The 26,665-nt window shown below is 46.5% G+C and carries 23 protein-coding genes and 1 riboswitch; all 23 genes read left to right on the forward strand.

The genetic code is table 11. From position 1 onward, the window contains the following. The first annotated feature begins 290 nt into the window (after positions 1-290). Positions 291-1,172, forward strand: coding sequence for a response regulator (locus tag J2T14_RS26630; protein WP_307475817.1), 882 nt, complete (start codon positions 291-293; stop codon positions 1,170-1,172). Then, positions 1,169-2,215, forward strand: a complete 1,047-nt coding sequence (locus J2T14_RS26635) for a HEAT repeat domain-containing protein (protein WP_307475818.1) — start codon at positions 1,169-1,171, stop codon at positions 2,213-2,215. Before J2T14_RS26630 ends, J2T14_RS26635 begins: the two co-directional genes overlap by 4 nt. Continuing rightward, positions 2,212-3,633 (forward strand): glycosyltransferase family 2 protein, encoded by a 1,422-nt coding sequence (locus J2T14_RS26640; protein ID WP_307475821.1) that lies wholly within the window; start codon positions 2,212-2,214, stop codon positions 3,631-3,633. The genes J2T14_RS26635 and J2T14_RS26640 overlap by 4 nt, the downstream gene beginning before the upstream one ends. Continuing rightward, positions 3,630-6,812 carry a hypothetical protein gene (locus J2T14_RS26645; protein ID WP_307475823.1) on the forward strand — a complete coding sequence of 1,061 codons (3,183 nt, stop codon included), beginning with the start codon at positions 3,630-3,632 and terminating at the stop codon, positions 6,810-6,812. Before J2T14_RS26640 ends, J2T14_RS26645 begins: the two co-directional genes overlap by 4 nt. A 627-nt stretch (positions 6,813-7,439) precedes the next feature. Next, on the forward strand, positions 7,440-8,726 hold the full coding sequence (locus J2T14_RS26650) for an ABC transporter substrate-binding protein (protein ID WP_307475825.1): 1,287 nt from the start codon (positions 7,440-7,442) through the stop codon (positions 8,724-8,726). Between the two features lie 13 nt (positions 8,727-8,739). Further along, complete coding sequence (locus J2T14_RS26655) at positions 8,740-10,557, forward strand: sensor histidine kinase (RefSeq protein WP_307475827.1); 1,818 nt, start codon at positions 8,740-8,742, stop codon at positions 10,555-10,557. Continuing rightward, positions 10,544-10,990, forward strand: a complete 447-nt coding sequence (locus J2T14_RS26660) for a response regulator (protein WP_307206313.1) — start codon at positions 10,544-10,546, stop codon at positions 10,988-10,990. The genes J2T14_RS26655 and J2T14_RS26660 overlap by 14 nt, the downstream gene beginning before the upstream one ends. 4 nt (positions 10,991-10,994) lie before the next feature. Beyond that, positions 10,995-11,903: a GGDEF domain-containing protein gene (locus tag J2T14_RS26665; protein WP_307475829.1), complete on the forward strand. Its 909-nt coding sequence runs from the start codon at positions 10,995-10,997 to the stop codon at positions 11,901-11,903. A gap of 83 nt (positions 11,904-11,986) precedes the next feature. Next, positions 11,987-12,823, forward strand: coding sequence for a helix-turn-helix transcriptional regulator (locus J2T14_RS26670; protein ID WP_307475830.1), 837 nt, complete (start codon positions 11,987-11,989; stop codon positions 12,821-12,823). A gap of 95 nt (positions 12,824-12,918) precedes the next feature. Further along, complete coding sequence (locus J2T14_RS26675) at positions 12,919-13,908, forward strand: quinone oxidoreductase family protein (RefSeq protein ID WP_307475831.1); 990 nt, start codon at positions 12,919-12,921, stop codon at positions 13,906-13,908. A gap of 251 nt (positions 13,909-14,159) precedes the next feature. Continuing rightward, entirely contained in the window at positions 14,160-15,023 is an 864-nt protein-coding gene (locus tag J2T14_RS26680; RefSeq protein WP_307475833.1) for a DUF4085 family protein, read from the forward strand. 9 nt (positions 15,024-15,032) lie between these two features. Beyond that, a complete protein-coding gene (locus J2T14_RS26685; protein WP_307476070.1) occupies positions 15,033-15,293 on the forward strand; it encodes a hypothetical protein in 261 nt (86 codons plus the stop codon). Between the two features lie 196 nt (positions 15,294-15,489). Beyond that, positions 15,490-16,716, forward strand: coding sequence for a carbohydrate-binding domain-containing protein (locus tag J2T14_RS26690; protein ID WP_307475835.1), 1,227 nt, complete (start codon positions 15,490-15,492; stop codon positions 16,714-16,716). Positions 16,717-17,073: 357 nt separating this feature from the next. Continuing rightward, positions 17,074-18,579 (forward strand): alpha/beta hydrolase family protein, encoded by a 1,506-nt coding sequence (locus J2T14_RS26695; RefSeq protein ID WP_307475838.1) that lies wholly within the window; start codon positions 17,074-17,076, stop codon positions 18,577-18,579. Between the two features lie 152 nt (positions 18,580-18,731). Next, the gene (locus J2T14_RS26700) at positions 18,732-19,895 is read left to right on the forward strand and encodes a DUF4317 domain-containing protein (protein ID WP_307475840.1); all 1,164 of its coding nucleotides are present in this window, start codon (positions 18,732-18,734) and stop codon (positions 19,893-19,895) included. A gap of 36 nt (positions 19,896-19,931) precedes the next feature. Beyond that, on the forward strand, positions 19,932-20,492 hold the full coding sequence (locus J2T14_RS26705) for a DUF4256 domain-containing protein (RefSeq protein ID WP_307475842.1): 561 nt from the start codon (positions 19,932-19,934) through the stop codon (positions 20,490-20,492). Positions 20,493-20,516: 24 nt separating this feature from the next. After that, positions 20,517-21,086: an SF0329 family protein gene (locus J2T14_RS26710; RefSeq protein ID WP_307475844.1), complete on the forward strand. Its 570-nt coding sequence runs from the start codon at positions 20,517-20,519 to the stop codon at positions 21,084-21,086. Between the two features lie 199 nt (positions 21,087-21,285). Further along, positions 21,286-21,723, forward strand: a complete 438-nt coding sequence (locus J2T14_RS26715; protein WP_307475846.1) for a hypothetical protein — start codon at positions 21,286-21,288, stop codon at positions 21,721-21,723. Between the two features lie 153 nt (positions 21,724-21,876). Beyond that, a riboswitch (TPP riboswitch) is annotated at positions 21,877-21,987 on the forward strand. Positions 21,988-22,059: 72 nt separating this feature from the next. Next, on the forward strand, positions 22,060-23,403 hold the full coding sequence (locus tag J2T14_RS26720) for an acetylornithine deacetylase (protein WP_307476055.1): 1,344 nt from the start codon (positions 22,060-22,062) through the stop codon (positions 23,401-23,403). Beyond that, positions 23,384-24,055, forward strand: a complete 672-nt coding sequence (gene tenA / locus J2T14_RS26725; RefSeq protein ID WP_307475848.1) for a thiaminase II — start codon at positions 23,384-23,386, stop codon at positions 24,053-24,055. Before J2T14_RS26720 ends, tenA begins: the two co-directional genes overlap by 20 nt. 2 nt (positions 24,056-24,057) lie before the next feature. Then, positions 24,058-24,864 carry an ABC transporter ATP-binding protein gene (locus J2T14_RS26730; RefSeq protein ID WP_307476057.1) on the forward strand — a complete coding sequence of 269 codons (807 nt, stop codon included), beginning with the start codon at positions 24,058-24,060 and terminating at the stop codon, positions 24,862-24,864. Beyond that, complete coding sequence (locus J2T14_RS26735; RefSeq protein ID WP_307475850.1) at positions 24,861-25,616, forward strand: ABC transporter permease; 756 nt, start codon at positions 24,861-24,863, stop codon at positions 25,614-25,616. Before J2T14_RS26730 ends, J2T14_RS26735 begins: the two co-directional genes overlap by 4 nt. A gap of 30 nt (positions 25,617-25,646) precedes the next feature. After that, positions 25,647-26,651 carry an ABC transporter substrate-binding protein gene (locus tag J2T14_RS26740; RefSeq protein WP_307475852.1) on the forward strand — a complete coding sequence of 335 codons (1,005 nt, stop codon included), beginning with the start codon at positions 25,647-25,649 and terminating at the stop codon, positions 26,649-26,651. Positions 26,652-26,665: the final 14 nt, after the last annotated feature.

Consider the following 26,665-nt stretch of genomic DNA (forward strand, 5'->3'; position numbering starts at 1 on the left):
TGCTGATCCCGCCCTCAAAAAGCCGGTTGCACTGAAACCATCAGAGCAGCCGGCTTTATTGCGTGAAAGGAGAAATGTACATGCGAAAGTAATTGGTCTCGCCAATCAATTTGTAGCCCGATTGATTTTTCTATATTATGGCATTAGTCGACATTTTACGCCAAGTTATGATATTCTCTCTATGAGAATGTAGTCAACTTGTTGATGCGCTTTGAATCTACGCCGATTTCTAACCAGATAACTATATATTGTACATTTTATGAGGATGAATATTAGGCGGGTGATCAACTATGGGGAAAATAGCAGTCATAGAAGAGATTATGGGTGAGCGGGAAGTAAAACAGTACTTTGAAACTTGGCTCGAGACAATCATACGTTCGCGCATTCCGATAACAGCAATCTTCTTAAAGGCTGTGACTTCTTTACATGGATCGGATGAACAAGAGCATCATGTGCAAGATCATGTTACATTTTTTTTGCAATCTAAAATACGCAAAACGGATTTGCTTTTCCAGCTATCGGATGGGAACCATTGGGGGATTTTCTTTCTTCAAAACAGCGCAGTTGAAGCAAAGGCATTTTTGAATCGGATTTTTTCTATTTTAAAGGAAGAACAATCTCATCCCATAGAATTGAAAGCTTCTATTACAGAAATACGAAACAATGATGTTACGTTTGAAGCATTAATTAACAAAAATAAACAGCGGCTCGCTGATCACGAGCAATCAAGCTGGACGATTGAAGAGATTGCCGATTATCGTATGCAGCCCATTGAGATAGTAAAGGTAAGCATTATAGAGCATAATGAAATATTTCGGCAAGTGCTTGAGATAACACTTAACCAATTGGATTTGCCTCATTTCACCTTTGACATTACTACTTACGAAGATGGCTACAGTTTTTTGGAAATGGATCATTATAAAACCGGACAACTCCATCTTATTTTGATGAATGATATTTTGCCTCGTAAAAATGGTTTCGAAATTTTGCACAATTTGCGAAAAATGCCGAATGCTAAGAAGTTTATTATTTACATGATGTCAGAACGGAATTATGAAGGTGCAATGCTTAATGCTTATGAAGGCGGCGTAGACGAATATATAGTCAAACCATTTAATTTGCGGTTGTTAGAGGCGAAAATCAAGCGGACATTTGCGAGGTTCTGGTTATGATCCATTTGTCTGTTTCCTTTCTCGCAATCGTCATAGTCGCTCTATTAGCCATTCTAGGGTTATTTACGGTTTACTTGTTTATCCAACGGGAGCGTGAAGCTTCTTTCAACAAGAATCGTAAGTCCTACTTGCAGCGATCTACGCAGCTTTGGAATGTCTATTTATTTGAAGAAGGACTATTTTCTGTTCGATTGGTGCCACGGAGCAGGGCGGATGTCGAGGCCATTGAAATTATATTTTTATCCTACCTCAAAAATATTGCAAGCCCGGCAATACGATTGGAAATAAAAAACTTTTCCAATCGTTACCTAAAGGAATTCTATAAAAAGGATTTGGCAAGTAAACGCTGGAGTACTCGGATGAATGCACTATATCGTATTGCTGATTTTGGTATGGATGAATTACTGGATACTTGCCGAAGCATTGAGCATAAAAAAATTTCTAAGGAAGAGCGTTTTCAGCTATTAAAAATCTATTCGCTTTTTCAACCTGACTTGTTCACGGAAAAGCTGAAACAGCTGCAGGACGGCTATTCCGAGAGTGAATATCGAAGATTGCTTGTATTGCTGGATGATGATCTATTCATCCGGTTCTTTGATGCTTTTCAAGATTGGTCGTTGAATATTCAATTTGCGCTGATCGATACGGCGGCCGTAAGAAGAAATGCACCATACGTTGATAAATTAAAGCATTTGCTATCTCATAATAATGCCGAGATCAGAATCAGAGCCTTAAAGGGTATTTATGAAATCGGTATTATTGATGAGATCGAGATCTATTTGCCGTTTGTTAGCTCGGATGTATGGGAAGAGCGCTTGATGGCGGCCAAAATTTTCAAACATGCGCCGCTAGCCAACATGTATACGTATCTGGAGCAGCTCCTTCAGGATGAAAACTGGTGGGTACGTTCACAAGCAGCCGAAACGATCGCCGAAGCTCGACAAGGCGGTGAAAGACTGCAGCAATTTATTCAATACGCTGATGACGAATATGCGGTCGATATGGCAAAAGAAACGCTAATGAGAAAGCAGGAAAGCAGATGAGAATGCTAGATTACGCTATGTCGTTTTTTGGCGGCATCATTCTATTCTATATGTTATTCGTCATTATATCGTATTTCATGATGTTTATCACGGCTATGTTTGACGTACGCAAGCGTTATCGTTTAGATCATTCGGAGTATGACGATGCGCATATTGATGCCTTTTATTCCAAGCCAGTATCTTTGCTTGTTCCTGCATACAATGAGGAGGTAGGAGTTGTCGATACCGTCTATTCATTATTGAATTTACGCTATCCGCAAACGGAAATTATTATTATCAACGATGGATCTACAGATAGCACGCTTCAGACGATCATTGATCATTTTGAAATGAAGCCTGTAAAAAAAATGATCCGCGAGCATATTCCGACAAAACAGGTTATCCAAGTTTATGAATCTGCCATTTATAGCAACTGTATTTTAATTGATAAAGTAAATGGCGGCAAGGCAGATGCCTTGAATGTCGGGATTAATATGTCGAAATACCCGTATTTTTGTTCGATTGATGGAGACTCCATATTGGACGAGAAGTCATTGCTGCGTGTTATGAAGCCGATTATTTTATCCGATGGAGAAGTCGTCGCCGCAGGCGGCAATATACGCATCGCCAATGGTGCGAAAATGCAGCTCGGTTCCGTTTATGAGACAAGATTGCCTGAAAATTACTTGGTCATCATGCAAGTTGTCGAATATTTTCGAGCGTTTTTAATGGGGCGTATCGCGTTAAGCAAATTTAATCTGGTACTTATTATTTCAGGCGCTTTTAGTGTATTCTCTAAAAAATGGGCGGTTGAAGCCGGAGGATATTCGGCTAATCTCATAGGAGAAGATATGGAGCTTGTCGTCCATATTCATCGCTTGATTAAAGAGAAGAAGGAGAAGAAGCGGATTGAATTTGTGCCAGACCCGGTATGCTGGACAGAAGCGCCCCAAACAGCGAAAGTACTGCGAAATCAACGAAGACGATGGCATCAAGGATTAATCGAAAGTTTGTGGAAACATAAGAAAATGACGCTCAATCCTAGATATGGGGCGATCGGACTCATTTCCTTCCCTTATTTTTGGCTTGTTGAATGCTTGGGCCCCATTATCGAACTCGGGGGCTATGTTTATATTGTTGCGGCCTTTTTTATGGGAAGTATTTATTATGAGATCGCAATTGCACTGGTGTTGCTGTTTATCATTTACGGGATGATTTTTTCGGTTGCATCCGTCTTATTCGAGGCTTGGAGCATGAATACTTATCCGAAAAAAAGAGAACTGTTGCACATCCTTGTGCTGTCATTGACTGAAATGTTCTGGTATCGACCGCTTACGCTGTTATGGCGCTGTGAAGGCTTATTCCGATTTGTCATAGGAAAAAGTGAATGGGGCAATATGAAACGCGTCGGTATCGCTGAAAAGGGGAAAAGCGCATGAAGCGGATTTATATCATTGTCATCATCGTAATCGTTGTTTTAGCAGCTCTTCTTACGCCGGTTGTATGGTGGTATGCAGAGGATGAAAAACCCCTGAACGTGGCCATATTGGATAAGACAGTTCCTAATGAAACCTATCGCGAGCATTTGGGTGTAAACTGGTTTTTAAATCATTATAAATACACCATTGATGAGCAAGCGTATAATTTGAAAGAGCATTACTATGGTACGCTTCCTAATGATGCTGCGAAACAGGTGGAAGTAAAGCCGTTTCCAGCAGACTTCAACCATTATGATGTGATTTATTTAGCAGATACTTATGGCGTATACAAGGATGACTTTACAGAGCGCAGGCGTTTAGGCGAACGTTCTGAAAAAATTGTCGGCGGTCTGGAGATGGAAGAATGGCAGAATATTGCGGCTCGCTTAGCCAGTCCTAAAAAAAGTATGCTGATCGCTGAATTCAATTCATTTGCTTCTCCAACATCAGAACCAGTCAGAAGAGAATTGCAAGACTATTTAGGGCTTACATGGTCAGGTTGGATTGGACGATATTTCGATGAACTGGATTATCATAAAAATTTAGAAATTCCGCAATGGGTAGTAGATCAATATGGGGATAACTGGTCTTACAAGGACGGAGGTTTTATCCTCTTTAATGAGTTGACAGAGAAGCTTGTTATATTAGAGCAGAAAAAGCATGTCACAACAGCAGGCATCAAGGTGCAATTCACGGATAAAGGAAAACAGTTTTTTGGCAAATCTGCTAATACGGAATACCAATACTGGTTCGATATTGTTACGCCTAATTATGAAGAGGATATGTTAGCGCGATACGCATGGGATTTAACGGATGAAGGAATTGCGAAGTTGGAGGAGTTCGGTATCCCTCAGCAATTTGCAGCTATTATATCGCAGGAAAAGAGATATACAACGAGTTACTATTTCGCCGGCGACTTTAATGATGTATCGCGTGTGCCAAGTATCTATCAAATTAAAGGTTTGCCCACGGTGTATAAATATTTGGAGAAGTATGCGGATCGTTCCTTTTACTGGTCGATTTATATGCCAGTCATGAAGAAAATAGTTGAACACTTTGAGGATAAACAAATTGAAGTGGTGAATCAGGAACAGCTGAATTATAACGCGCGCATTCAAGGAAAAGCTTTTGAAGTGATGAAGGATGGCAAATGGGAGCCGATTGTCATTAAAGGTGTCAATATCGGAATGGGCAAACCGGGTGCTTTCCCTGGAGAAGCAGCAATTACTGAGGAAGAATATTACCGTTGGTTCAATCAAATTGCCGAGATGAATGCCAATATGATACGCGTATATACCATACATCCCCCCGGATTTTATCGTGCGCTGGCCAAATACAACGAGGAGCATCCAGAACAGCCGCTTTATGTGCTTCATGGCGTATGGATAAATGAGCAAAATCTGGAAGAGTCGCTGGATGCTTATGAGAAAGAAAATCTGGCGCAGTTTCAGCAAGAAATGAAACGCTTGGTTGATGTCATTCATGGTAACATTTATATTGAGCATGAGGCAGGTCATGCTTCGGGATTGTACGATGCGGATGTCTCCAAATATGTCGTTGGCTGGGTGCTGGGCATCGAGTGGTACCCGAAAATGGTTGTCGGCACGAATGAGAAGCATGCAAATATCGGACAGTATGACGGTACCTATTTCGAGACGGAAAATGCAGCGCCGTTTGAACGTTGGCTGGCGGAACAAATGGATTTGATCACGGTTTACGAGAAGGATAAATACAATTGGATGCGCCCCATGAGCTTTACAAACTGGGTCACAACTGATTTGCTTGACCATCCATCCGAACCGTCTGAAGATGAGGATTTAGTAAGCGTGAATCCAAATGTTATCTATACGAAGGGCGACATGCAAGCCATTGGCGAGTTTGCTTCCTATCATGTGTACCCTTATTACCCCGATTTTTTTAACTATGATCGAGATTATTTAAATTACGTAGATTTTAGAGGCAACAAAAACAGCTATGCTGCCTATTTAAAGGAGCTGCATGCAGCGCATCGCATGCCTGTTCTGATTGCTGAATTCGGCATTCCAGGTTCCCGCGGAATGACCCATGAGAATGTTTACGGCTGGAATCAAGGATTCATGTCTGAGCAGGCGCAAGGAGAAACGCTGCAGCATTTGTTTGAAGACATTATGCATGAAGGGTTGCTTGGCGGACTTGTGTTCACCTGGCAGGATGAATGGTTCAAGCGCACTTGGAATACGATGGATTATGATAATCCCAATCGCCGGCCGTTCTGGTCCAATACGCAAACAAATGAGCAGCATTTTGGCTTATTAAGCTTTGATCGACTGAAAGCTAAAGTAGACGGAAATACAGAGGAGTGGGAAGGAACGCAATTATTTGGCACGTCACCCTCTGAAGCGACCGATTTTGCTGCCGATTATGATGAGCAATATTTATATATCAAATTAAAAAGCGAACTGCTGGAAAAAGCATCTCCTCGTATTTTATTAGATGTCGTACCTGAACAAGGGAATATGTCAGCAACCATGATCAAAGATATTACGTTTTCCAATGGCGTCGATTTTATTGTTGAGCTTAATAAAAATCATGATTCTCGTATCGTCATTGATGAGTATTACGATTTGTATGAATATTTGTACAGTCGCAGTTTAAAGCTGATTCCATCTCGCATGGAGGTTCCCGTTAATAATAGCGGTAAATTTGCGCCCATCTACTATGTATTGAATAAGCAGCTGTATTTGCCTGAGGAAGACAGAGTGACCGATTTCAGTTTCTATGAAACAGGCAAGCTGATGCAGGGGAATGCTAATCCGGAAGCGGAGGACTATAACTCACTTGTTGACTATAACTGGTCGGATGACGTTATTGAACTGCGCATTCCGTGGCTGCTGATCCAGGCAAAAGATCCGAGTCAGCGTGAATTTGTCGGAAATCTGCACAAAGATGGCGTAGAAGCGTCGGTTAAGGTTGAGCAAATTTATATCGGCGCGGTCTTTGTCGATGATGATAATCAAGTCGTCGATTCTTTGCCGAAAGCAACGGGAAAAGTGCTTCCGGAGCTGGAGGCTTACACGTGGGAAACGTGGCAATTGCCAAAGTCTAAAGAGCGTTTGAAGCAATCTTATTCGATATTGCAAAAGCTGTTTGAGGCGTATTAAAAAATATGAATGTTTTCATTGCGCATGTAAATCAGTTCGGTGTGCACCAGACTGTGTGTTTATATTCGCAAACGAGTTGAACATATTAGTGTATAACCGATGAACCTCGCTTCCCAAAAAGCGAGGTTATTTCTTTTTCTCGAACGTACATTCGCTGACATACTGATGCCCATATGAAGCTTTAATATAGGGTTATGATGTTGAGAACTTTTACAATTATCGATTTTCAAAGGAGGTGTAACGTCTTGAACTTCTCGCTTATGTCGCAATCACAGGGACTTCACATTATTTTGGAACCGGCTAATTTCCGATGTCGCGTATAACGCTCTATGATGCTTATGGAAATAGGTGCGATGTGGATTATCGACGTGGCCTTTTTATTATTGTCTTTTGCTCCAATTGGTCAGCTATGGCTTGGTCTATTCATACCGAAGGGGATTGATCTTATGTTAATCCAGAAGAATAGACATCGTAACAGGAAATTCGACAAATAATTCGGATCGAAGCATCCACTCGAATGCCAGATATGTTAGACTTTATATTACGAAAAGGTACGCATTCGGGCTATGACGGCTATGCCAGAATTTATGAATTCGAGGTTTATAACTAGTCGGGAGGAGAGAGATTATGCGTAAATGGATCCTTGTTCTGACGGCAATGTGCTTATCGATCACAATGGCCGGGTGCAGCAACATGGCGGAGCAGTCAAGTCAGGAGAATGAACAGGGTGTGCCCGAAGAAGATCGAACCGATGAAACGTTTACGCTTCGCGTCTCTTATTGGGCGCAGGATAAAAACGGATATCTGGATGCGGTAGATAAGAAATTTAAAGAGAAGTATCCGAATGCGACGATAGAGTGGGATAAATTGGATGAGCAGAATTTTGCCGAGGCAACCGACAGCGAGTTAACGTCGGGCCAAGCTGCCGATATCCTATTTACCCAGAAGATCAAAGAGTACGCCAAAGCGGGCTACCTGCTGGATCTGTCCGATCAGCCGTGGACGCAGCGAATGATCGATTCCGCGAAGCAGACGGTTTCTTACAAAGGGAAAACGTACGGCGGGGCTCTTGATGTCAGCACCTTTGGCGCTTATTATAACAAAACGATTTTTGATAGCTTGCAATTACAGCCGCCTGGGACGTGGGATGAATTTATAGCGCTCTGCGCCAGGATCAAAGAAGCCGGAATCTCTCCGATACTAGGCGGCTTTAAAGACACGTGGACCATACAAGGCGCTTATCTGCCGATCGCCGCAACGTCGGAGTTTCTGGACAATCCCGACTTTGAATGGGATGTCTATGCGGGGAAAGCCAAAATCGACGGTCCTGAAGTCAATGACGCTCTCCGCAAATTTCAGGAACTCGCACAAGGCGGTTTTTTCAACCCGGATGCTATGCACATAGGTTATGACGAGTCAACGCAGCAATTTATTGACGGTAAAGGCGCGATGCAGCTGATGGGGAGCTGGACGCCGGGAGTTGTCGACAGCAAAACCTCCGATTTCAATATGGGCTTCTTCGCGATTCCCGATGAGAACGGCAAAACGGTTATGGCCGCGGCGCCGGACAAGCAGGTGGCCATAAATGCCAAAACCTTATATGCAGTAGAAGCTAAATATTTAGTATCTCTTCTGCTCGACAAGGAGATGCTGGCGATTTATAGCAAAAACGTAGCTTTATCCGCTTTTAAAGATGTCATTGCCGAGTACGGCAATCCGGCGATGAAGGAAGTGCAGAGAGCGCTGCAGCTGCATCCGACATCGATCAATCCGGGGCATTTGTTTACCCAATCGGCGAATGCCGCCATTAGCGAAGCGCTAAATCGCATTTTGTCGGGCAAAGAGCTGTCGAATGAATTGAAGGAAGCGGATGAGAATTATATAAAAGATAAAGCAAGCCTTATTCTGGAATGATGGTGATCAGCGAGTGAACCTCTTCTTACGGGTATTTCGGCTGCAAACCTTGAAAGCGCGAATGCGGTTTTTGGGCATTTCTCTTGTGCTGATGGTTGGGCTTCTGACGATATTGTCTTATTCGATTCTGGAGTATCAAGAAACAAAAAAAGACCAAATCAATTCGATGAGCAAGGATAGTGCGATTCAGCGAACAGCCATAGACAGCTGGGTAGCGGCCAGAGCTTCCGAAATTCGGAATCTGGCTCATTTGCAGTCGACGATAGAGCTGGAAATGGATGATATTCAAAGCAATCTTACCTATTTTGCTTCGCAGCAGCAGGAGTTTGAAGCCGTTTCCTTCGCCAATAAGGACGGCATTGTAGAATTCAGCACGATGAACCAGATTGGCGCTTATTTTTCCGAACGAACTTTTTTGGAAGAAGCCGCTAAAGGGAACGAATATATATCGAACGTGCTGCTAGGCAACGTGACCAGACAGCCAATGATTTTGTTTTCTGCACCGATTATGAGCAGCAGCAACCAGTTTAAAGGCGTTATCTATGGAACGGTTACGTTAAAGACGATCGTTCAGCTTCTGGAGCAATTTCGGAGAGGCGACAGCGGCGAATCGTATGTCATTGATCGTAACGGCTTTCTGATTACCGAGTCGCGTTTTGAAGGTGATTGGAAAGTTATGGAATATCAATTAAGCAGCGACATTTTAAAACGGGCGCAGTATGGAGAGAAGTCAAACTCGATTTATGAAAGCTACCGCGGCAAGCAGGTATTGGGTACTTATCAGCTGGCGAATAACGGCAAATGGATTATCGTTAACGAAATCGAACGCGATGAAGTGTATCATACCTTTTATCAGCAGCTGTTTGTCATGATTAGTATTGTATGCATCGTGCTTACGATCGGGTTTGTCGCCATGCTGCGAATCTCGCATCATATCGAGCATCCCGTTCAGCATTTATTAAAAGGGGTGCAACGGCTGAAGCGGGGCGATTATGATTATAAGATCGACTACAGCGGCATGTTAACCGCACCGGTCGAGCTGCTGCAGCTATGCGAGGCATTTAATCAAATGTCGCAAAATATTCAAGATAACGAGCTTGAGCTGAAGCGGCAAAAAGAAGAGCTGGCCGGATCGAATGCAGAGCTGGAGCAATTTGCCTATGTCGCTTCGCATGATTTACAGGAGCCGCTGCGGATGGTGGCCAGCTATGTACAGTTGTTGGCCAAGCGATACCAAGGGAAATTGGATCAGGATGCGGATGATTTTATTCATTACGCAGTGGACGGCTCGCAGCGCATGCAAAATTTAATTAACGACTTGCTGGCTTTTTCCAGGGTAGGCACGAAGGGGAAAGAGCCGAAGCCCGTACATTTAGAAAAAGTTCTTCAGCATGTGCTGGCGAATCTGCAGCATGCCGTTCAAGAAAGCGATGCTCGAATCTCGTTGGATCAACTGCCGACCGTCATGGCGGATTCTACGCAAATGGTGCAGCTGTTTCAGAACTTAGTCGGCAATTCCATCAAGTTTCGGGATGCGAACCGGAAGGCCGTCATTCATATCGGGGTTAAACGGCAGGGGCAAGAGTGGGAGTTTTCAGTCCGCGATAACGGAATCGGGTTCGATCCAAAGTATGCGGAGCGCATTTTTTTCATTTTTCAAAGGCTTCATAATAAAACCAAATATCAGGGCACCGGAATAGGGCTGTCTATTTGCAAAAAAATCGTTGAACGCCATGGCGGGAGAATATGGGTGGAGTCGGTAGCAGGCTCTTCGACAACCTTCTATTTCACGCTGCCGGTCGGAGGAGAACAATTAGATGATCGACAATAGTTTGAGAAATCATTTAGAAATACTATTGGTAGAAGATAACCCCGGGGACATTCGTTTAATCGTCGAAGTGCTGAAGGAAGGGAAAATAACCAATCATTTGAACGTGGTCGAAGACGGCGAGGAGGCTTTAGCCTATTTAAGGCGAGAAGGAAGCTATCAGCATTCGATTATCCCGGACATTATTTTATTAGACTTGAATCTTCCCAAAATCAATGGAACCGAGGTTCTTGCCGAAATCAAAAACGACCCGCAGCTGAGGCACATTCCGGTCATCATATTGACGACTTCGGAAGCGGAGCAGGATATATTAAAGGCTTATGATCTGCATGCCAATTGTTATATCACCAAGCCAGTCAACTTAGAGCAGTTTCTAACAGTCGTAAGATCGATTGAAAATTTTTGGCTTACGATCGTTAAGCTGCCTAGGAGGTAACCCGATGATAAAAGTGCTGTTGATCGAGGATAATCCGGGAGACGCCCGGTTAATTAAGGAAGTCATGTCGGAAACGGAGCATCAGAATTTTGAACTTATTTGGGCGGATCAATTAGATATAGGCATCGAACGCATAACGAAAGAAGCCTTTCATGTTGTTTTGCTCGATCTGTCCCTTCCCGACAGCCATGGGATGGAAACGATTATCGCCTTCAGGGAGAAAGCGCCGGAAATCCCGATTGTCGTACTGACCGGGCTTGACGATGAAGAGGTTGCGATAAATGCGGTACAGCACGGAGCACAGGATTATTTGATGAAAGGACAAGTCAACAGCTCTGTCATTCTGCGTTCGATTCGTTACGCCATCGAAAGGCATCGCCTTCAAGGAGAGCTGTATAACTTGTCGATTATCGATGAGCTGACAAGCCTTTATAATCGGCGGGGTTTCTTCAATCTGGCGCAGCAGTATATGAACGCGCGCGCTCAGGAAGGCAAAGGCTTTTACCTGATCGTTGCAGATCTGGACAGAATGAAACAAATCAACGATACCTATGGTCATCACATGGGGGATTTGGCATTAATGGATACGGCGAATATATTGAAAGAGATCTTCCATAATTCCGTCATTATAGCCCGGATGGGCGGCGACGAGTTCACTGTTGTTGTGCCGGATACGCTTCGAGATTCTCGGCTCCTGGAGGGCGTTGAACAGGAGATGATTTCAAATATGCAGCATAAGCTGCATAGCTTTAATAGGGATGCCGGCAGACTCTATCATCTTTCGATCAGCTTGGGTCTTTATTATTTCAATCCTGAAATGCCGCTTGCCTTAGGCGACTTGATTATCAAGGCGGACCAACGGATGTATGCCTGCAAGAAAGAGAAAATGTTTAGAAATGCGCAGAATATCTGATCGGAATGGCGCACAGCGATCAATTGCAAGATGGTCTCACCAGATTCAAAATGCATGATCGCGAAGAAGGAGGCTGTGGAAACATGTCTTCAGAAAATCAAAAAATCAAAAACCTCGGAGACTTTATAAAATCCCGCCGGGAACGGATTAAGCCGGATCATGCCAGTATTGACGGTCGCTTTGGAAGAAGAAGAACGCCGGGATTACGCAGAGAAGAGGTTGCTCATCTTGCGGGAGTAAGTATCACCTGGTATACCTGGCTGGAACAAGGCCGGGCCGTCACCGCCTCAAGAGAAGTGATCGAGAGCATCGGCAAAGCCTTGCAATTATCTTCAGAAGAACATCTTCATTTGCTTCGTTTGGCAAATTATGGCGGAGAGGGAGATTCTTACCCGGACGCTAAGGAAATATATCCAGACCTTCAGAACATTATTGACCAATTGCACTATCCGGCGATCATCGCAAGCAGTCGAACCGAGGTATTGGCCTACAATCGGATGGCTTCTGAAATCATTGCGGATTTCCATGCGATTCCAATTGAGAAACGCGTGATGACACGATTGATATTTACCGATCCAAACCTGCGCAGCCAGCTGGTTAACTGGAAGGAATTTGCCGATTACACGTTAGGGGTATTTCGTTCGAATTTTGACCAAAAGGCGGACGATCCCTGGTTTGAGGAATTCGTGCTGCAGATGTGCAAGGAAAACGAGGAGTTTCAAACGTTATGGCGTTTGCATGATGTGCAGCAAAAGAAAGCCATACATTTCACGATCGATCACCTCGTCGGAGGGCGATTATACTTTCAATTGAACTCCTTTTCTAATTTTAACGGCAATGGAAACATACACTGCTGTGTATTTACTCCCATTGAAGGTACCGACACGGAGCAAAAATTATTGAATATGGTTCGAAAATAAGCCTGTTAGTCTGGATACCTGTATAACTGCAAACTGGTTACCTCCTTGGTCGTTAAATATAATGGACTTATTCGCAATCAAGGAGGAAATATAAATTGAAAGCTATCATTATAGATCGACCAGGGGGACCTGCAAATTTGCAGCTGCGAGAGAAGCCGGATCTTCAACCAGCCCCCGGTATGCTGACCATTGACGTTGCTTATGCTGGAGTAGGTTATTTCGAAGTGTTGCTTAGCCGCGGCGATTTCATTTCGGCTTTTCCGATGCCGCTTACTCCCGGTTTGGAAGTTTCGGGGTATGTACGCGCCATCGGGGAAGGGGTGAAGGGCTTCTACATCGGTCAACCCGTTGCCTCGATGACACTGCATGATCTTAACGGCTTTGCTTCTATGGCGAACGTGCGGCCGGATCTGACGGTTCCACTGGATCAATTGGGAGCTGACCTTGACTTAGCGACAGCAGCAGCTTCCATTGTAAATCTGACTACCGCTTACCTGACCATAAAAGAAGTAAATAGAATGAGAACGGGTGACAGCGTACTTGTTCATGCAGCGGTTGGCGGGCTGGGCAGCTTTCTGGGGCAAATGGCGAAACGTCTGGGAGCAGGCAAGGTATTTGGAACCGTCGGAAGCGTCGAGAAAGTAAAACTGGCCGAATCCCTTGGATACGACGAATTATTCGTCCGGACCGATTTTGTGGAGCAAACCCTCCGGGCAACCGAACAAAAAGGCGTTCATGCCGTCTTCGACCCTGTCGGGGGGAGCATGCGCAAACAAAGCTTAGAGGTGCTTTGCCCGTTAGGGCAACTGGTTGTAGTGGGTAACGCAAGCGGAGAACAGGATGTTATAAATTCTTATAATCAAATATGGTTTTCCAACAAACAGTTCGCAGGTTTTACATTAGGCGGATACAGCGACAGTAATCCTGTGGAGACTGGGAAAGCGGCGCGAGAAGCGCTGGGTATGCTGGCAAGAAAAGAGATACATGTGGAGATTCAAGGCGTGTATCCTCTGGAAAATGCCGCCGAAGCGCTTGCGCTCTTGGAAGAGAAGAACACGGTCGGAAAATTGGTTTTGAAAATATAAGCCTGGGCTCAGCCTCTCTTTATTATTACAAAAATCCCAAATCCCCTTTCAAGGCATTATGAACCGTGACGAATTGCGGATGCACCACTCGTCGTAACAGACTGAGGGTGCTTTTTTGTTTTTGCAGGATTTTCTTTACATCTGGTTACCTGTATGATTAAGCATGAAAATACATTCAGAAGATGAATGTTTTGCGTGTCTAGTGTCGGAACGTGCTGCTGAATCGATTAAGGGCATAGAGGTGGGGTTGCGTGAAATATTTGACAAAAGCATGGTACGATCTATGCCAGCGGACAGGACTTTATTTTGGCATGAGAGCGCATAAGGGAGCGTATGTACGTGACGAAGCACTCTATTTGCGGCTCTATAAAAGAAAGGAAAGAGAATTTGTTAAAATGCAGCGCGAGGTTTACGATGTTGATCCTCGGTTTATGCTGGAACAGGACGGTAAGTATTATGTGCCTCTCGATAATTGGATAAAGGGGGAAAAGATCAGCGAAGAAGATACTTTGGTTTACCATATGTCATCCGAACAAATTTCCCATATACAGCAATTGATTGCGACTTATGATGCCCGGTCTCCTTTTGACGAGGTGAAGTGTAAGGAAGACTTCAGCATCAATCACGGGCATCGATGTAAGGAAGCGGCTCATCAACTGCCGGACGAGTTGTCTTCCCGCATTGCGGATATGCGGGTATTTTCACTAGGCTATTGTACGAAAGAAGTATTGCACGAGTTGAAGCAACTGAGCAAAGAAAATGAAAAGCGCATGATGCTACTCGTAGATGAATATAGGCAGGCACAACAAGCGGAGAACATTCCAGAACATATTCGCAACCATTTCCGTTTTCACGATTGCAGAGTAATGGAACTGACCTCCGGCAAGCAGATTATCATGCGAATGGACACAGAGGGCGGGTTCACTAATTTCAATAAGATCACTTTTGATAAAGTTGAAATCATCAGGCATGACGAGCATATTGTGGGCAGTCACTGGATATATGAAGAACTGTATTGCATGGATGACGGCTATGAAGCCCATATCCTGTTTTCAGGCACGGGAATGCCTGAACTCATTATTCGTTGCGCGGACATTATTATAGAACATGAATGAAGAAAACATTTGCTGAACGTGCTTGCGAATAAGTTGGGAATAGCTGGCTCCGCAACGGTAAATGAAATGACATCGATCATGTACATTTTTGCAGGCAACAATGGAAGTGGAAAAAGTACCATTCGCAACCTCATTGTCGATCGTCTCGGGATAAGTGTAAACATCGATCCCGATGCACTCGCTCGAGGGATTGATTCGGTTCATCCAGAGAGTCGAAAAGTATCTGCCAGGAAACAGCCTGATAAGAAGGGCTTTGAAAGTTATATATGAATTGTGTTTTATAATCCCTCAAACGGATAAGTTTGAGGGATTTTTATTTTGGCTGACTTTAATCGGATAGAGAACTTTAGGATTCGTTATTTAAGTTTAATTTAAGTTATCCGCATTAGGATTAAGTCATGAAGCGATAATGCTTTCTGAATAATAAACAGATGATTGCTATTCATTATACGAGGAGTGTTCATTCATGAAAACCAAGAAGATTAAAAGCATAAGCGCCATTACTTTGGCCGCATTGCTTACCGTATCTGCCGTGGGATGCTCTCAGGCACAAGTCGGCAGCGGGGAAGCTGCCGCAACTACTCAAACAGCAAGTTCGACCGTGTCGTCAAGCACAACGTCAAGCACAACATCAAACGCTACCTCAACAGCGGAAGCTTCCGTTCCAGACACATCGGAATTATTCAGTGATCGGGATTTAGAACAGTCGGCGGATCTTGCAACTGCAACACAAATGAATTTGGAAAGCAATCAAGATGTGACACTGAATAAGGAAGGCGTCTATGTCTTAAGCGGCGAGGTGGAAAATGCGACGGTAGTGGTTGATGCTGCCGAGGATGCAAAAATTCAAATCGTCCTTGACGGCGTAAGTATAACCAATGAAGATTCACCTGCCATCTATGTGAAAGCAGCGGATAAAGTATTCGTTACATCCACTGACAGTGAGAACCGCATGGAGGTTTCCGGAAGCTATGTGGCGGATGGCGATACCAATTTGGATGCGGTTATTTTCTCCAAAGCTGATCTGACCCTGAATGGAACCGGAACCTTAGCAATTTTATCGAATCAAGGCAATGGTATTTCTTCTAAGGATGATCTTAAAATTACCGGAGGCGAGTATACCATTCATTCATCGGCGGATGCTATAGAAGCCAATGACGCCATTCTAATCAATGATGGAACGATTACAATAGATTCTGATAAGGATGCCCTGCATAGCGAAAACGATGAGGATGATTCCCTTGGGTATATCTATATTGAAGGCGGCACGTTAAATATCACCGCTGCCGATGATGCCATCCGCGGTAACAGCTTTGTTCAAATCGATGGCGGCACTATTAACATAGAGACCAGCGAAGAAGGTATCGAGGCGACCTCCGTCAAGATTAATGACGGTCAGATCACGTTGTATGCGAAGGATGACGGGATTAACGCCTCGCAAAAAGCCGATGGTAATGTCGTTATTGAAGTCAATGGAGGAACCATTGATGTAAGTATGGGCAGTGGAGATACGGACGCCTTTGATTCAAACGGCGACCTCTATATTAATGGAGGCACCATAACTGTTGAAGCCTCGTCAGCCTTTGATGCGGATGGTACTGCTCAATTAAATGGCGGCGAAGTTACGGTCAATGGAGAAAAAATCACTCAAATTACCCCGTCACGCGGCGGTGGTAGAGGAATGCGCCGCTAGTTTAGGAGCCGAGGCAAAAAACTCCGACCCTGCTACAGCCGGCCGTATCCCCTTAACGCATAGTCATCATGCCATGAGTTGTTTGGGGGCTAGAATGCTGCGATTTCCGTTCATCCTCACCATTCCGACACCGCATAGCGAAAAGACCCCGGCGACGGGGTCTGTTTTCTATGTCCGCTTTCATTAAATATGTCAACATCCGTTGGCCATTATGCGAGCAAGGAGGGTTCGTCTATGATATTTCGAAAAGAATTAACTTACAAGAGTGTAAGGCAATTGTCATCTAGATCAATAGTATCAACCTAGCTGCTCCTCTATACTAACCATTGATAGGATTATTTTTAAGGGGGAGTTGGCGTGAGGTTTTTTGAAATACTGCTATTCTTTTCAAGTGCTTGTTTGTTGGCACTCCTGTTCATTTTCAATCAACGTATCCGAAGATCAGCTTTGCTCCTGACAAGCGGAGCAGGCTCCGTTTTTTTAGCGATACATTTGTTTGTCGAAGGGTACAGGATTCAGCTTTTATTTTTATACGGATTTACGATCCTGATGCTTATGCTTTCGCTTATTGACGTTTTCATAACGCCGAAAGTCGTTCGGACTGCCTCGCGAATCCGTAAGGTGCTGGGCCGCCTTTTTATCGTGATTGGGCTAATCGTAACGGGGTGCTTCCTCTATGTGTTTCCCGTAATCGACTTTCCGGCGCCAACCGGCGAGTTTACGGTAGGCACGCAAGTCTTTCATTTCATCGATCCAAGTCGGGAGGAGACATTCGTCAAAACCGCGACAGGCAAGAGGGAATTGATGGTTCAGGTCTGGTATCCGGCTCAAGCTGGCACCGGCAAGTACGCTCCCTTTATTCCCGATACCCGGATTTTACGTTATATGGCCGCGGACTATGGCCTTCCCGGGTTTACGTTTCAACACCTGAAGTACGTATCCAGTCATGCTTATTCGGGGGCCGAAGTTTCTTCGGCACAGACTTCATACCCGCTGATCCTTGCGAATCCCGGCAACGGCTCTTCCAGGTTCCTCCACACGTCGCAAGCCGAAAATCTCGCGAGTCACGGATATATCGTGGCCGTGATCGACCACACCTACAATACATTTGCAACCGAGTTTCCGGACGGTCGAATCACGACCAGCACAACCGACGACTTATTCTCGCCGGACCATGATTATCGGACGGAAAGCGGAAATCGCGACAAGTTGGGAAAAGTTTTAACCGGCGATGTGGCGTTTGCGCTGGACCAATTCGAGCTCATCCAAGCGGGGCAGATTCCAAGTCATCTAAAAGGGAGGATTGATCTCGGTCATGTCGGGGTGTTCGGTCATTCCATCGGCGGAGCGACGGCCTATGACGCTTCTTACGATCCGCGAATCGCGGTTGGAATAGACTTAGATGGAGGGCTTTATCGACTGCGTGACAGAGAGGGTCTGCGAAAGCCGTTTTTGTTCATCAACTCGGAAAGCTATTTCGAAAAATTAAAAAGGGTGATGGATAACCGGGTCTACACGGATGCAGAGCTTAACCGTATGGGATCAACAAGAGAGTGGGAGGATCAAGTAACGCAAGATAAAAAGTTAGAGCTTGAACGGATGCGCGAAACGGTTGCTGCAGGGGGACAATTCCTCTATATCGACAATACAGAGCATTTGAATTTTGCCGACGTACAGTTCATTTCTCCGATTTTCAAAATGCTGGGCATTACAGGAAAGATTGCGCCCGAAAGAGCGAGCTCCGTTATCAATGCCTATATGCTGGATTTCTTCGATATGTATCTGAAAAATCAAGGCGGAATCTTAATGAAAGGACCGGATAGCCGGTTTCCGGAGGTGAAGTTCGCAACCCCGCTACTATAATTTCGGAACAGGCTACCGATTTTGATATTAATAAATAAACGATTACTCAAATCACCCAATCGCAAGGAACGAGGTTCAAGCCCATGCGGCTTGAGCCTTTTTAGTTTATAATGGTAAGGCCATCTTATTACATAGGAGCTGTCTGACGGAACATGATAAAAAAAGAACTTGCACATATTCGCAAACAATTTAAGTTGGATAATGATTTGCTTAACCTGTTCGAAATTCTTAACGTGTACATTATGAAAGAAAGCAACGAAATCTATCATTACGAGCGTCAGCCGTTCGCCCTGTTGGACAGAGAGAAGCAGGAGCTGTATATGAGCAATTTCAAAAAACTGCTGACGGGCGAATTGGATCAGAAGTTATTCGAGTTAAAGTTTATGGATGAAGCCGAAGACCCTTCGCAGGTGCTTCTCCATCAAGCGTTGGTGACCGGCGATTCGGAAGAATGGCATGATCTGATGATTCTGATGGTGGAGAAAATGTTGGCGGATACCAAGTATGAACGGGATACGGTGATTACTTTCGTCCGCGGACAATATTTTCGGCCGACCAAGGAAAGGAACGAAGAAGCCGAGGAGAGCGGAAAGGACGAGCTATTCGTGAATCCGTTCATTCTGTGCAGCGTGAATTCCACGGAACAACAGCGAAACACCCTCATGTTCGATTATGTCGAGAGGGAGTTCAAGTATAATGTATTCGTTGATCCGATCATCAAATTGAACGCGCCGGAGCAAGGCTTTTTCTTCCCTAGCGTGACGGACAACTATTCCGACGTGAACCGCATTATGTATTGCGCGGGGAAATCCAATGAACCGAATCCGAATTTTATCGAGCAAGTCTTGAATGCCGAGAAGTCCGTAACGGCGCAGGAAGAGAGAGCCATTTTCGAGGAAATCGTGAAGGAAGTGGCGGGAGATCAGCTCGATGCGGCAACGATAGCTCATGTGTACGAGGAAATTCACCAGATCATTGAAACGAATGAGGAGGAAGAGCCTCCGAAGCTGGATTATAAGGATGTAGCACATCTCCTGACTGCAAGCGGCGTGGACAATGTGACGACGGAAAAGGTGGAACTTGCGTTCGAAACGGTTGTCGACGACAAAAATTATGAACTCAAAGCGAGCAGCGTCATTCCGAAGTTTACTTCGAAATCGATTAAAATCGATACGAAGGTAGCCACGATTTCGGTCAGCCCGCAAGATTTAAAGTATGTGAAACAGGTCAATTACAGAGGGAAACGCTGCATCTTGATCGAGGTCGACGAGGATGCGGTCATTGAAGGATTTACGCTTAGTACGGAGACGCTGTAGGCGGGAGCCATACCTATTAAATGAGGAGGAACTAACATGATAAAAAAGGATTTGCCACACGAACAAATGGAAGTCATACTCAAAACTTTAAAAGGCCGATTTGAAAAAAATACGAACCGCCATGAGGACCTGATATGGGCCGATGTTCAAGCAAAGCTCGAGGCTAATCTTGAAAAACTGTGGTCGCTCAATGAAATGGAAAAAACCGGCGGCGAGCCGGATGTTGTCGGTCATGACAAGAAGACGGGCGAATACATTTTTATTGATTGTTCAGCGGAAAGTCCTAAAGGCCGCAGAAGTGTTTGTTACGACCGTGCAGCGCTGGAGTCAAGAAAAGAGCATAAACCAGCGAATAGCGCTATGGACATGGCTGCTGACATGGGCATTGAGCTATTAACGGAAGAACAATACCGGAAGCTGCAGGAATTCGGGAATTTCGATATGAAAACATCGAGTTGGGTGATAACGCCTGCTCCTATTAGAAAACTCGGCGGAGCCCTCTTTTGCGATCGCCGCTACGACACTGTCTTCGTGTACCACAATGGAGCAGAATCCTATTATGGTGCCAGAGGTTTTCGCGGGCTGCTAAGGGTTTGAATTTTTTGAACATAGGAGAATGACATGTCCTGGAGCAAATTGAAGCAACAGCTGGAGAGCTTTCTCAGTCCTGCGTTAGTTGGAAGGGTCGAATATCTTGCATCCAGCTACCGTTACTTACCAGACAAAGCAGGACTTTGTTATCTTGCGGTGGATAAGAAGAAGGTACTCAATATGAGCGACAAAACGACCTTGATCAGATGGTATCAGACGGAGCTGGAAATCAAGAACGATTCAGGTATCCAAATTCCGATCAACGATGAAGAAATAGATGCGGTCAGAAAAGATACCAAGGGAGTCGTTCCGGAAGATCGTCTGCAAGTAATGGCAAGAAGCAGAAAAAGAACAGAACTTGCTAAGGAGCTTATGTCCGCACAATCATCATTAAGCAAGTCGAATTTTGTCGTTGTAGCTAATACGTTTCTATCCACTTCTATAGAGGATAGCATAGAGAGCAAGGATATTTTATTGAATATTCTAGCTTTGGTGGACAGGCGAGTCGGGAAAAAGCGAATGTTAAACATGACCGAAAAAATGAAGGTAAAGCATCCCATTGTGCAGTATTTTTATGAACTGCGGCTTAGTACCTTATGACCTGCAAAAAGATATCTGTAAAATGAAACCCAGTGTCTTAACGATACTGGGTTTGTATCGTTCTACGCTAGATTGTATTGACTAGTCAAGAGTGTTAGTGTACTATTTAAGTAGTACACATGATTAGCCGAGAACATAGTCATATAGTTGAGCTAGCTCGTTGCAACGAGAATACAATTAATGATAGGAGGAATAAAAATTGAATTCAAGCAAAAGTAAGGAAACGAAGGAAGTCTCGTTGTCACGACTATATCTGTTAAGGGCCTTGTATCTTCTCGTTGTCGTAGGGCTTGGTATCGTACAATGGCCGGAGGTCATTGCTAAGGCTGTCGATCCGGAGAAATCATGGGAGCTAATGGACGGAGTCGTCGCCTGCATGCTGACCTCCTTCTCGCTATTATCCGTTTTGGGATTTCGGTATCCGTTGCAAATGCTGCCTTTGCTTCTGTGGGAGTTGCTGTGGAAGTTGATTTGGCTGATCGTCGTCGCTCTTCCGCTGTGGACGGCTGGTCAAATGGATGAATCAACCTGGGAAACGGCTTCATCATGCTTGCTGGTTGTCATTTTTCCTTTTATCATTCCTTGGCGTTATGTGTTTGCAAACTATGTGAAGAAACGCAGTGAGCGTTGGCGCTGAGGGGCGAGAGTATCCCGGCATGGGCGAAGGGAACGGTAGCATCCTTGAAGAAACTTGCCATCATACAACGGACGCCGGCTATCCGGTTCGAGGATTGCCAGAAGAGAGAATGTTGCGAAAAACCGACTTGTGAGCTATAGTAAAGTTAATTTAATAATAGAGTATGGGTGCTGGATGGAGTCCGGCTGAGATAGGGAACGTTATTTCCCTGACCGTTAATCTGATCCAGGTAATGCTGGCGTAGAGAACTTATCGAATCCAAACCATTCGTTTATTCTCGAATGGTTTTTTTCTATTGTTCGCGCCTGCTTCCTAGCGAAGGAGAACAAAGCAATGATGGATTCTATCATTACTCGGGTACAACAGCAAGCGGAGGAGAGGCAGGACGAACTGCTCACTCTTCTGACGGATTTGATCGCTTATCCTACGGTTAGCCCGCCGGCTCGAAATACGTTAAAGGCGCAGCGGTATCTGGAGGAGCAGCTTAGAACGAGCGGTTTCGAGACGGAATTATGGGAGGTGTATCCCGGCGATCCGAATGTTACCGCGGTTAAGCCGGGCACGCAGCGGGATCATTATCAAAGCCTGTTGTTGAACGGGCACATGGACGTAGCCGAAGTAGGGGATGCGCGGGAGTGGCAAGGCGATCCATTTAAGCTAACGATGAGAGACGGCAGAGCTTACGGCAGAGGAACGGCGGATATGAAAGGGGGGCTTGCTGCCCTTCTGTTCGCCGTGAAGCTGCTCGCGGAAGCGGGAGTGGAGCTTAAGGGAGATCTGCTCTTTCATTCGGTTATCGGCGAAGAGGCAGGCGAGGCAGGGACCCGGGCTTGCATGGAGAGAGGGCATAAAGCGGACTTAGCCGTGGTCGCGGATACGAGCGGGTTGGCCATTCAAGGACAAGGCGGGGTAATTACCGGTTGGGTCACGGTACAAAGCCCGGTAACCTACCATGACGGGATGAGATCGCGAATGATCCATGCGGGAGGCGGCGTTCAAGGCGCCAGCGCGATCGAGAAGATGGTCAAGTTAATCGCCGGGCTTCAAGAGCTGGAGCGCCACTGGGCGGTGACCAAAGCCTATCCGGGTTTCCCGGCAGGCTCGAATACGATCAATCCGGCGGTTATCGAAGGAGGCCGTCATGCGGCATTCGTAGCGGACCGTTGCTCCTTATGGATTACGGTGCACTTTTATCCGAACGAGGATTATGAAACGGTTGCCGCCGAAATCGAAGAACATCTGCTCCGGGTCGCCCAGGGCGATCCTTGGCTGAGGAATCATCCGCCTACCTTCCGCTGGGGAGGCCGGTCGATGATCGAGGAGCGGGGAGAGATTTTCCCGTCATTAGAGCTGAATACGGAAGGCGAAGGGCTGAAGGCTTTGTTCGCCAGCCACCAAGAAGTGCTCGGTGCCCCCCCCGACGTCGGCATGAGCCCGACCGTTACGGATGCAGGCTGGCTGGGACGGGCGGGAATTCCGACGCTTATCTACGGTCCGGGAGAGCTTGCGCAGGCTCATTCCTTAGACGAGAGCACGGACTGGAGAGAACTGGTCGATTATGCGAAAGTCATGATTGCTTTTATTGCGGACTGGTGCAACCGGGTAAAGCCGGAGAGCGTGCACTCATCCTTGAATCATATTGAAAGTGATGTGGAAACCGATGAGCCCATTCAGCGATAGGCTGTACCGTTCGGCCGAGGAGATATGGATGAAGAGTCACGCTCATCCGTTCCTGACGGAATTAAGAGACGGAAATTTAGATCCCGAACGATTTATCTATTATCTCAAACAGGATTACGTGTATTTGATCGATTATGCCAAGATGTTCGCGATAGGCAGCATGAAGGCCCAGGATCTGGATACGATGGTTAAGTTCGCGGAGCTGCTGCATTCTACGCTGAACGTGGAAATGGACCTCCATCGGCAATACGCGGAGCGCTTCGGCGTATCGCGCGAGGAGCTCGAGCAGACGCGCCCTGCTCCGACCACGGTAGCGTATACCAAGTATCTGCTGGATACCGCCGCGCAAGGGCCGCTTGCAGATGTGGTAGCCGCCCTGCTCCCGTGCATGTGGAGCTACCGGGAGATCGGAGCCGCTTACTCGAAGGTTCCCGGCGCATTGGATCACCCGCTGTATCGCGAATGGATCCTGATGTACGGTTCCGAGGAATTCGGAGCGCTCACCGACTGGTGTATCGGTCTGATGGATCGATTGGCGGAAGGACTTCCCGAGCAGGAGCTGGCGAGGCTGGAAGAACGCTTCGTCGTCGCGTCCAAGCTTGAGTATCTGTTCTGGGATATGGCCTACCGGCAAGAGGAGTGGCCGGTTTGAGCATGCCCAAGAAGGAAGAAGGGCCGCTGGCGCTGTCGGTTCGGGGGCTTCGCTTTTCCTTTCCCGGAGAGCCTCCTTTGTTCGATGCGCTGGACTTCGATATTAGGCCAGGCGAATTCGTTAGCATTCTAGCGGCTAGCGGCAAGGGCAAGACCACCCTATTCCGGTTGCTGGCTGGGCTGTTGGATCCGCAGGCTGGAACGATTGCCATAGGAGCAACGGGAGACTCCGCAGCAGCTGCGTCGAAGCTGGGGAAGATCGGTTATATGCCCCAAAGGGATTGCCTAATGCCATGGAGAACCGTGCTGGATAATGCCGCGTTAGGCCTGGAACTAGGAGGATCAACGAAGCGTGAAGCCCGCCGTCAGGTCTTGGAGCTGCTTCCGGGCTTGGGGCTGGAGGGAACGGAGCACAAGTATCCACATGAGCTATCCGGCGGCATGCGGCAAAGAGTGTCGTTCCTGCGCTCCCTTCTGGGAGGAGGGGAGCTGTTTCTTCTAGACGAGCCCTTCAGCGCCTTGGATGCGCTGACCCGTGTCGGCATGCAAGAATGGCTGCTGCAGGTATGGGAGCAGCACCGCAAAACGATTCTATTCATCACCCATGACGTAGATGAAGCGCTGCTGTTATCCGATCGGGTGCTTGTTGCGGCGCAGTCTCCGATCGCCACGCTTAGCGAGCTTGCCGTTAGTCTGCCTCGCCCGCGCAGCTATGAAATCGCGCTGGGGGAAGCATTCATCGGCTTGAAGCGGCAGCTGCTAGGGTTGATAGGACGCGGTGCCCGCGCTGCAGAAGGAGGAAGGACATGAGACGCAGCCTTTCGGCGTATGGTCCCGTGCTTGTTTTCGGATTGCTGCTGGTTGCCGGGTGGGAAGCAGGAACGACACTATTCGATATTCCGCATTACATCATTCCAAAACTATCGGATGTGCTAGTTTCCATGCGGGACAACGGGCAGGTGCTAGGCAAGCATTTTGCCGTGACCCTGGGAGAGGCATTGCTCGGGCTCGGAATTTCCGCCGTATTCGGCGTGTTGGCTGCCGTATGGATCGAAAGCTCGGGCCTAGCCAAGAAGACGGTCTATCCGCTACTTGTCATGTCCCAAACGATTCCCATTATCGCCTTATCGCCGATTATGGTAATGTGGTTCGGCTATGAGATATGGAGCAAGGTTGCCGTCGTGATCTTGTTTACGTTCTTTCCGATTGCCGTGAATACGGCAGACGGGTTCCGTTCCGCGGATCCCGATATCGGGGAGCTGATGCAGACGATGGGGGCCGGCAAGCGCGATCGTTTTCTCAAGTGGAAGATTCCGTCCGCGCTGCCGGGATTTTTTACCGGACTGAAGATGGCGGCTGCCATTAGCGTCGGAGGCGCTACGCTGGGAGAATGGCTTGGCGGGGAAAACGGTTTGGGTATGTATACGAAGAGGGCTTCCAACATGCTGCGGGGAGATGCCGTTTTCTCGGGCGTGCTGCTGCTGTCGGCCATGGGCGTGTTGCTGTTCCTTGGGGTGCTGGCAGTGGAAAAGGCGTTTCTTGCTCATCGCAGAAGCGCGTAACGATAGGTATAAAATTGGGGGGGTTCATTTATGTTTAGGTTACGTTCATTGAAAAAAGGTACATCGTTTTATATTGCTCTAGTATTGGTATTAATAGGGGTAACGGGTTGCGGCTCCAATAAGCAAACGGGGTCCGGAGAGACAGAACTTACGGTGCTGCTGGATTGGTATCCGAATGCCGTGCATACCTTCTTGTATGCCGCCGAGGAGCAGGGATTTTTCGAAGAAGCGGGATTGAAGGTAAATCTCCAAACGCCTGCCGGCACGAATGATGCGCTTAAGCTGGTAGCGACCGGCAAGGCCGACTTGGCGCTAAGCTATCAAATGCAGGTGGCGATATCGCGCTCCGAGGGCATTCCGATCGTATCCGTCGGAGCGATCGTTCGCCATCCGCTCAATCAACTCATGGTGCTCGATTCGGGAGAGATTCAAAGTCCCAAAGATCTTGTCGGCAAAAAAATCGGTTATCCCTCGATTCCCCTCGATGAAGCGATCGTGGACACGATGGTGAAATCGGACGGCGGGGATCCAGCGAAGCTTAATTATGTGGATGTCGGCTGGGATCTGATTCCGGCAATGACCACGAAGAAGGTGGACGCTATTATCGGGGGCTATATAAACCATGAGAAGTTGTTATTGGAGAAGGAAGGCGAGAAGCTGATTGCTTTCGATCCTTCCCGTTATGGCGTACCGGATTACTATGAGTTGGTTCTGACAGCCAGCGAGGACGGACTGAAGAGCAATAGCGATGCGATCAAGAAATTTATGGAGGCAGCCGCCAAAGGGCAAGAGTATACCGCGAGTCACCCGGATGAAGCGCTGCAAATTTTGCTGGATAAGCAAGACGAACAGTTCCCGCTGGACGCTGAAATCGAGAGAAAAAGCTTGGATATCCTGCTTCCTCTGATGGATGCGGGGATGGAGCCTTTCGGCAGCCAGTCCGAGAAATCATGGAGCTCCATTATCGCATGGCTGAAGGAGCAAGGGCAAATCAAGCAGGACGTGAATGCAGAGCAAGCATTCCGTCATTTATAGGCGAAGGAGTCAGG

Origin of the sequence: Paenibacillus harenae (assembly GCF_030812415.1) — a bacterium.
GTDB classification, from domain to species: Bacteria; Bacillota; Bacilli; order Paenibacillales; family Paenibacillaceae; genus Pristimantibacillus; species Pristimantibacillus harenae_A.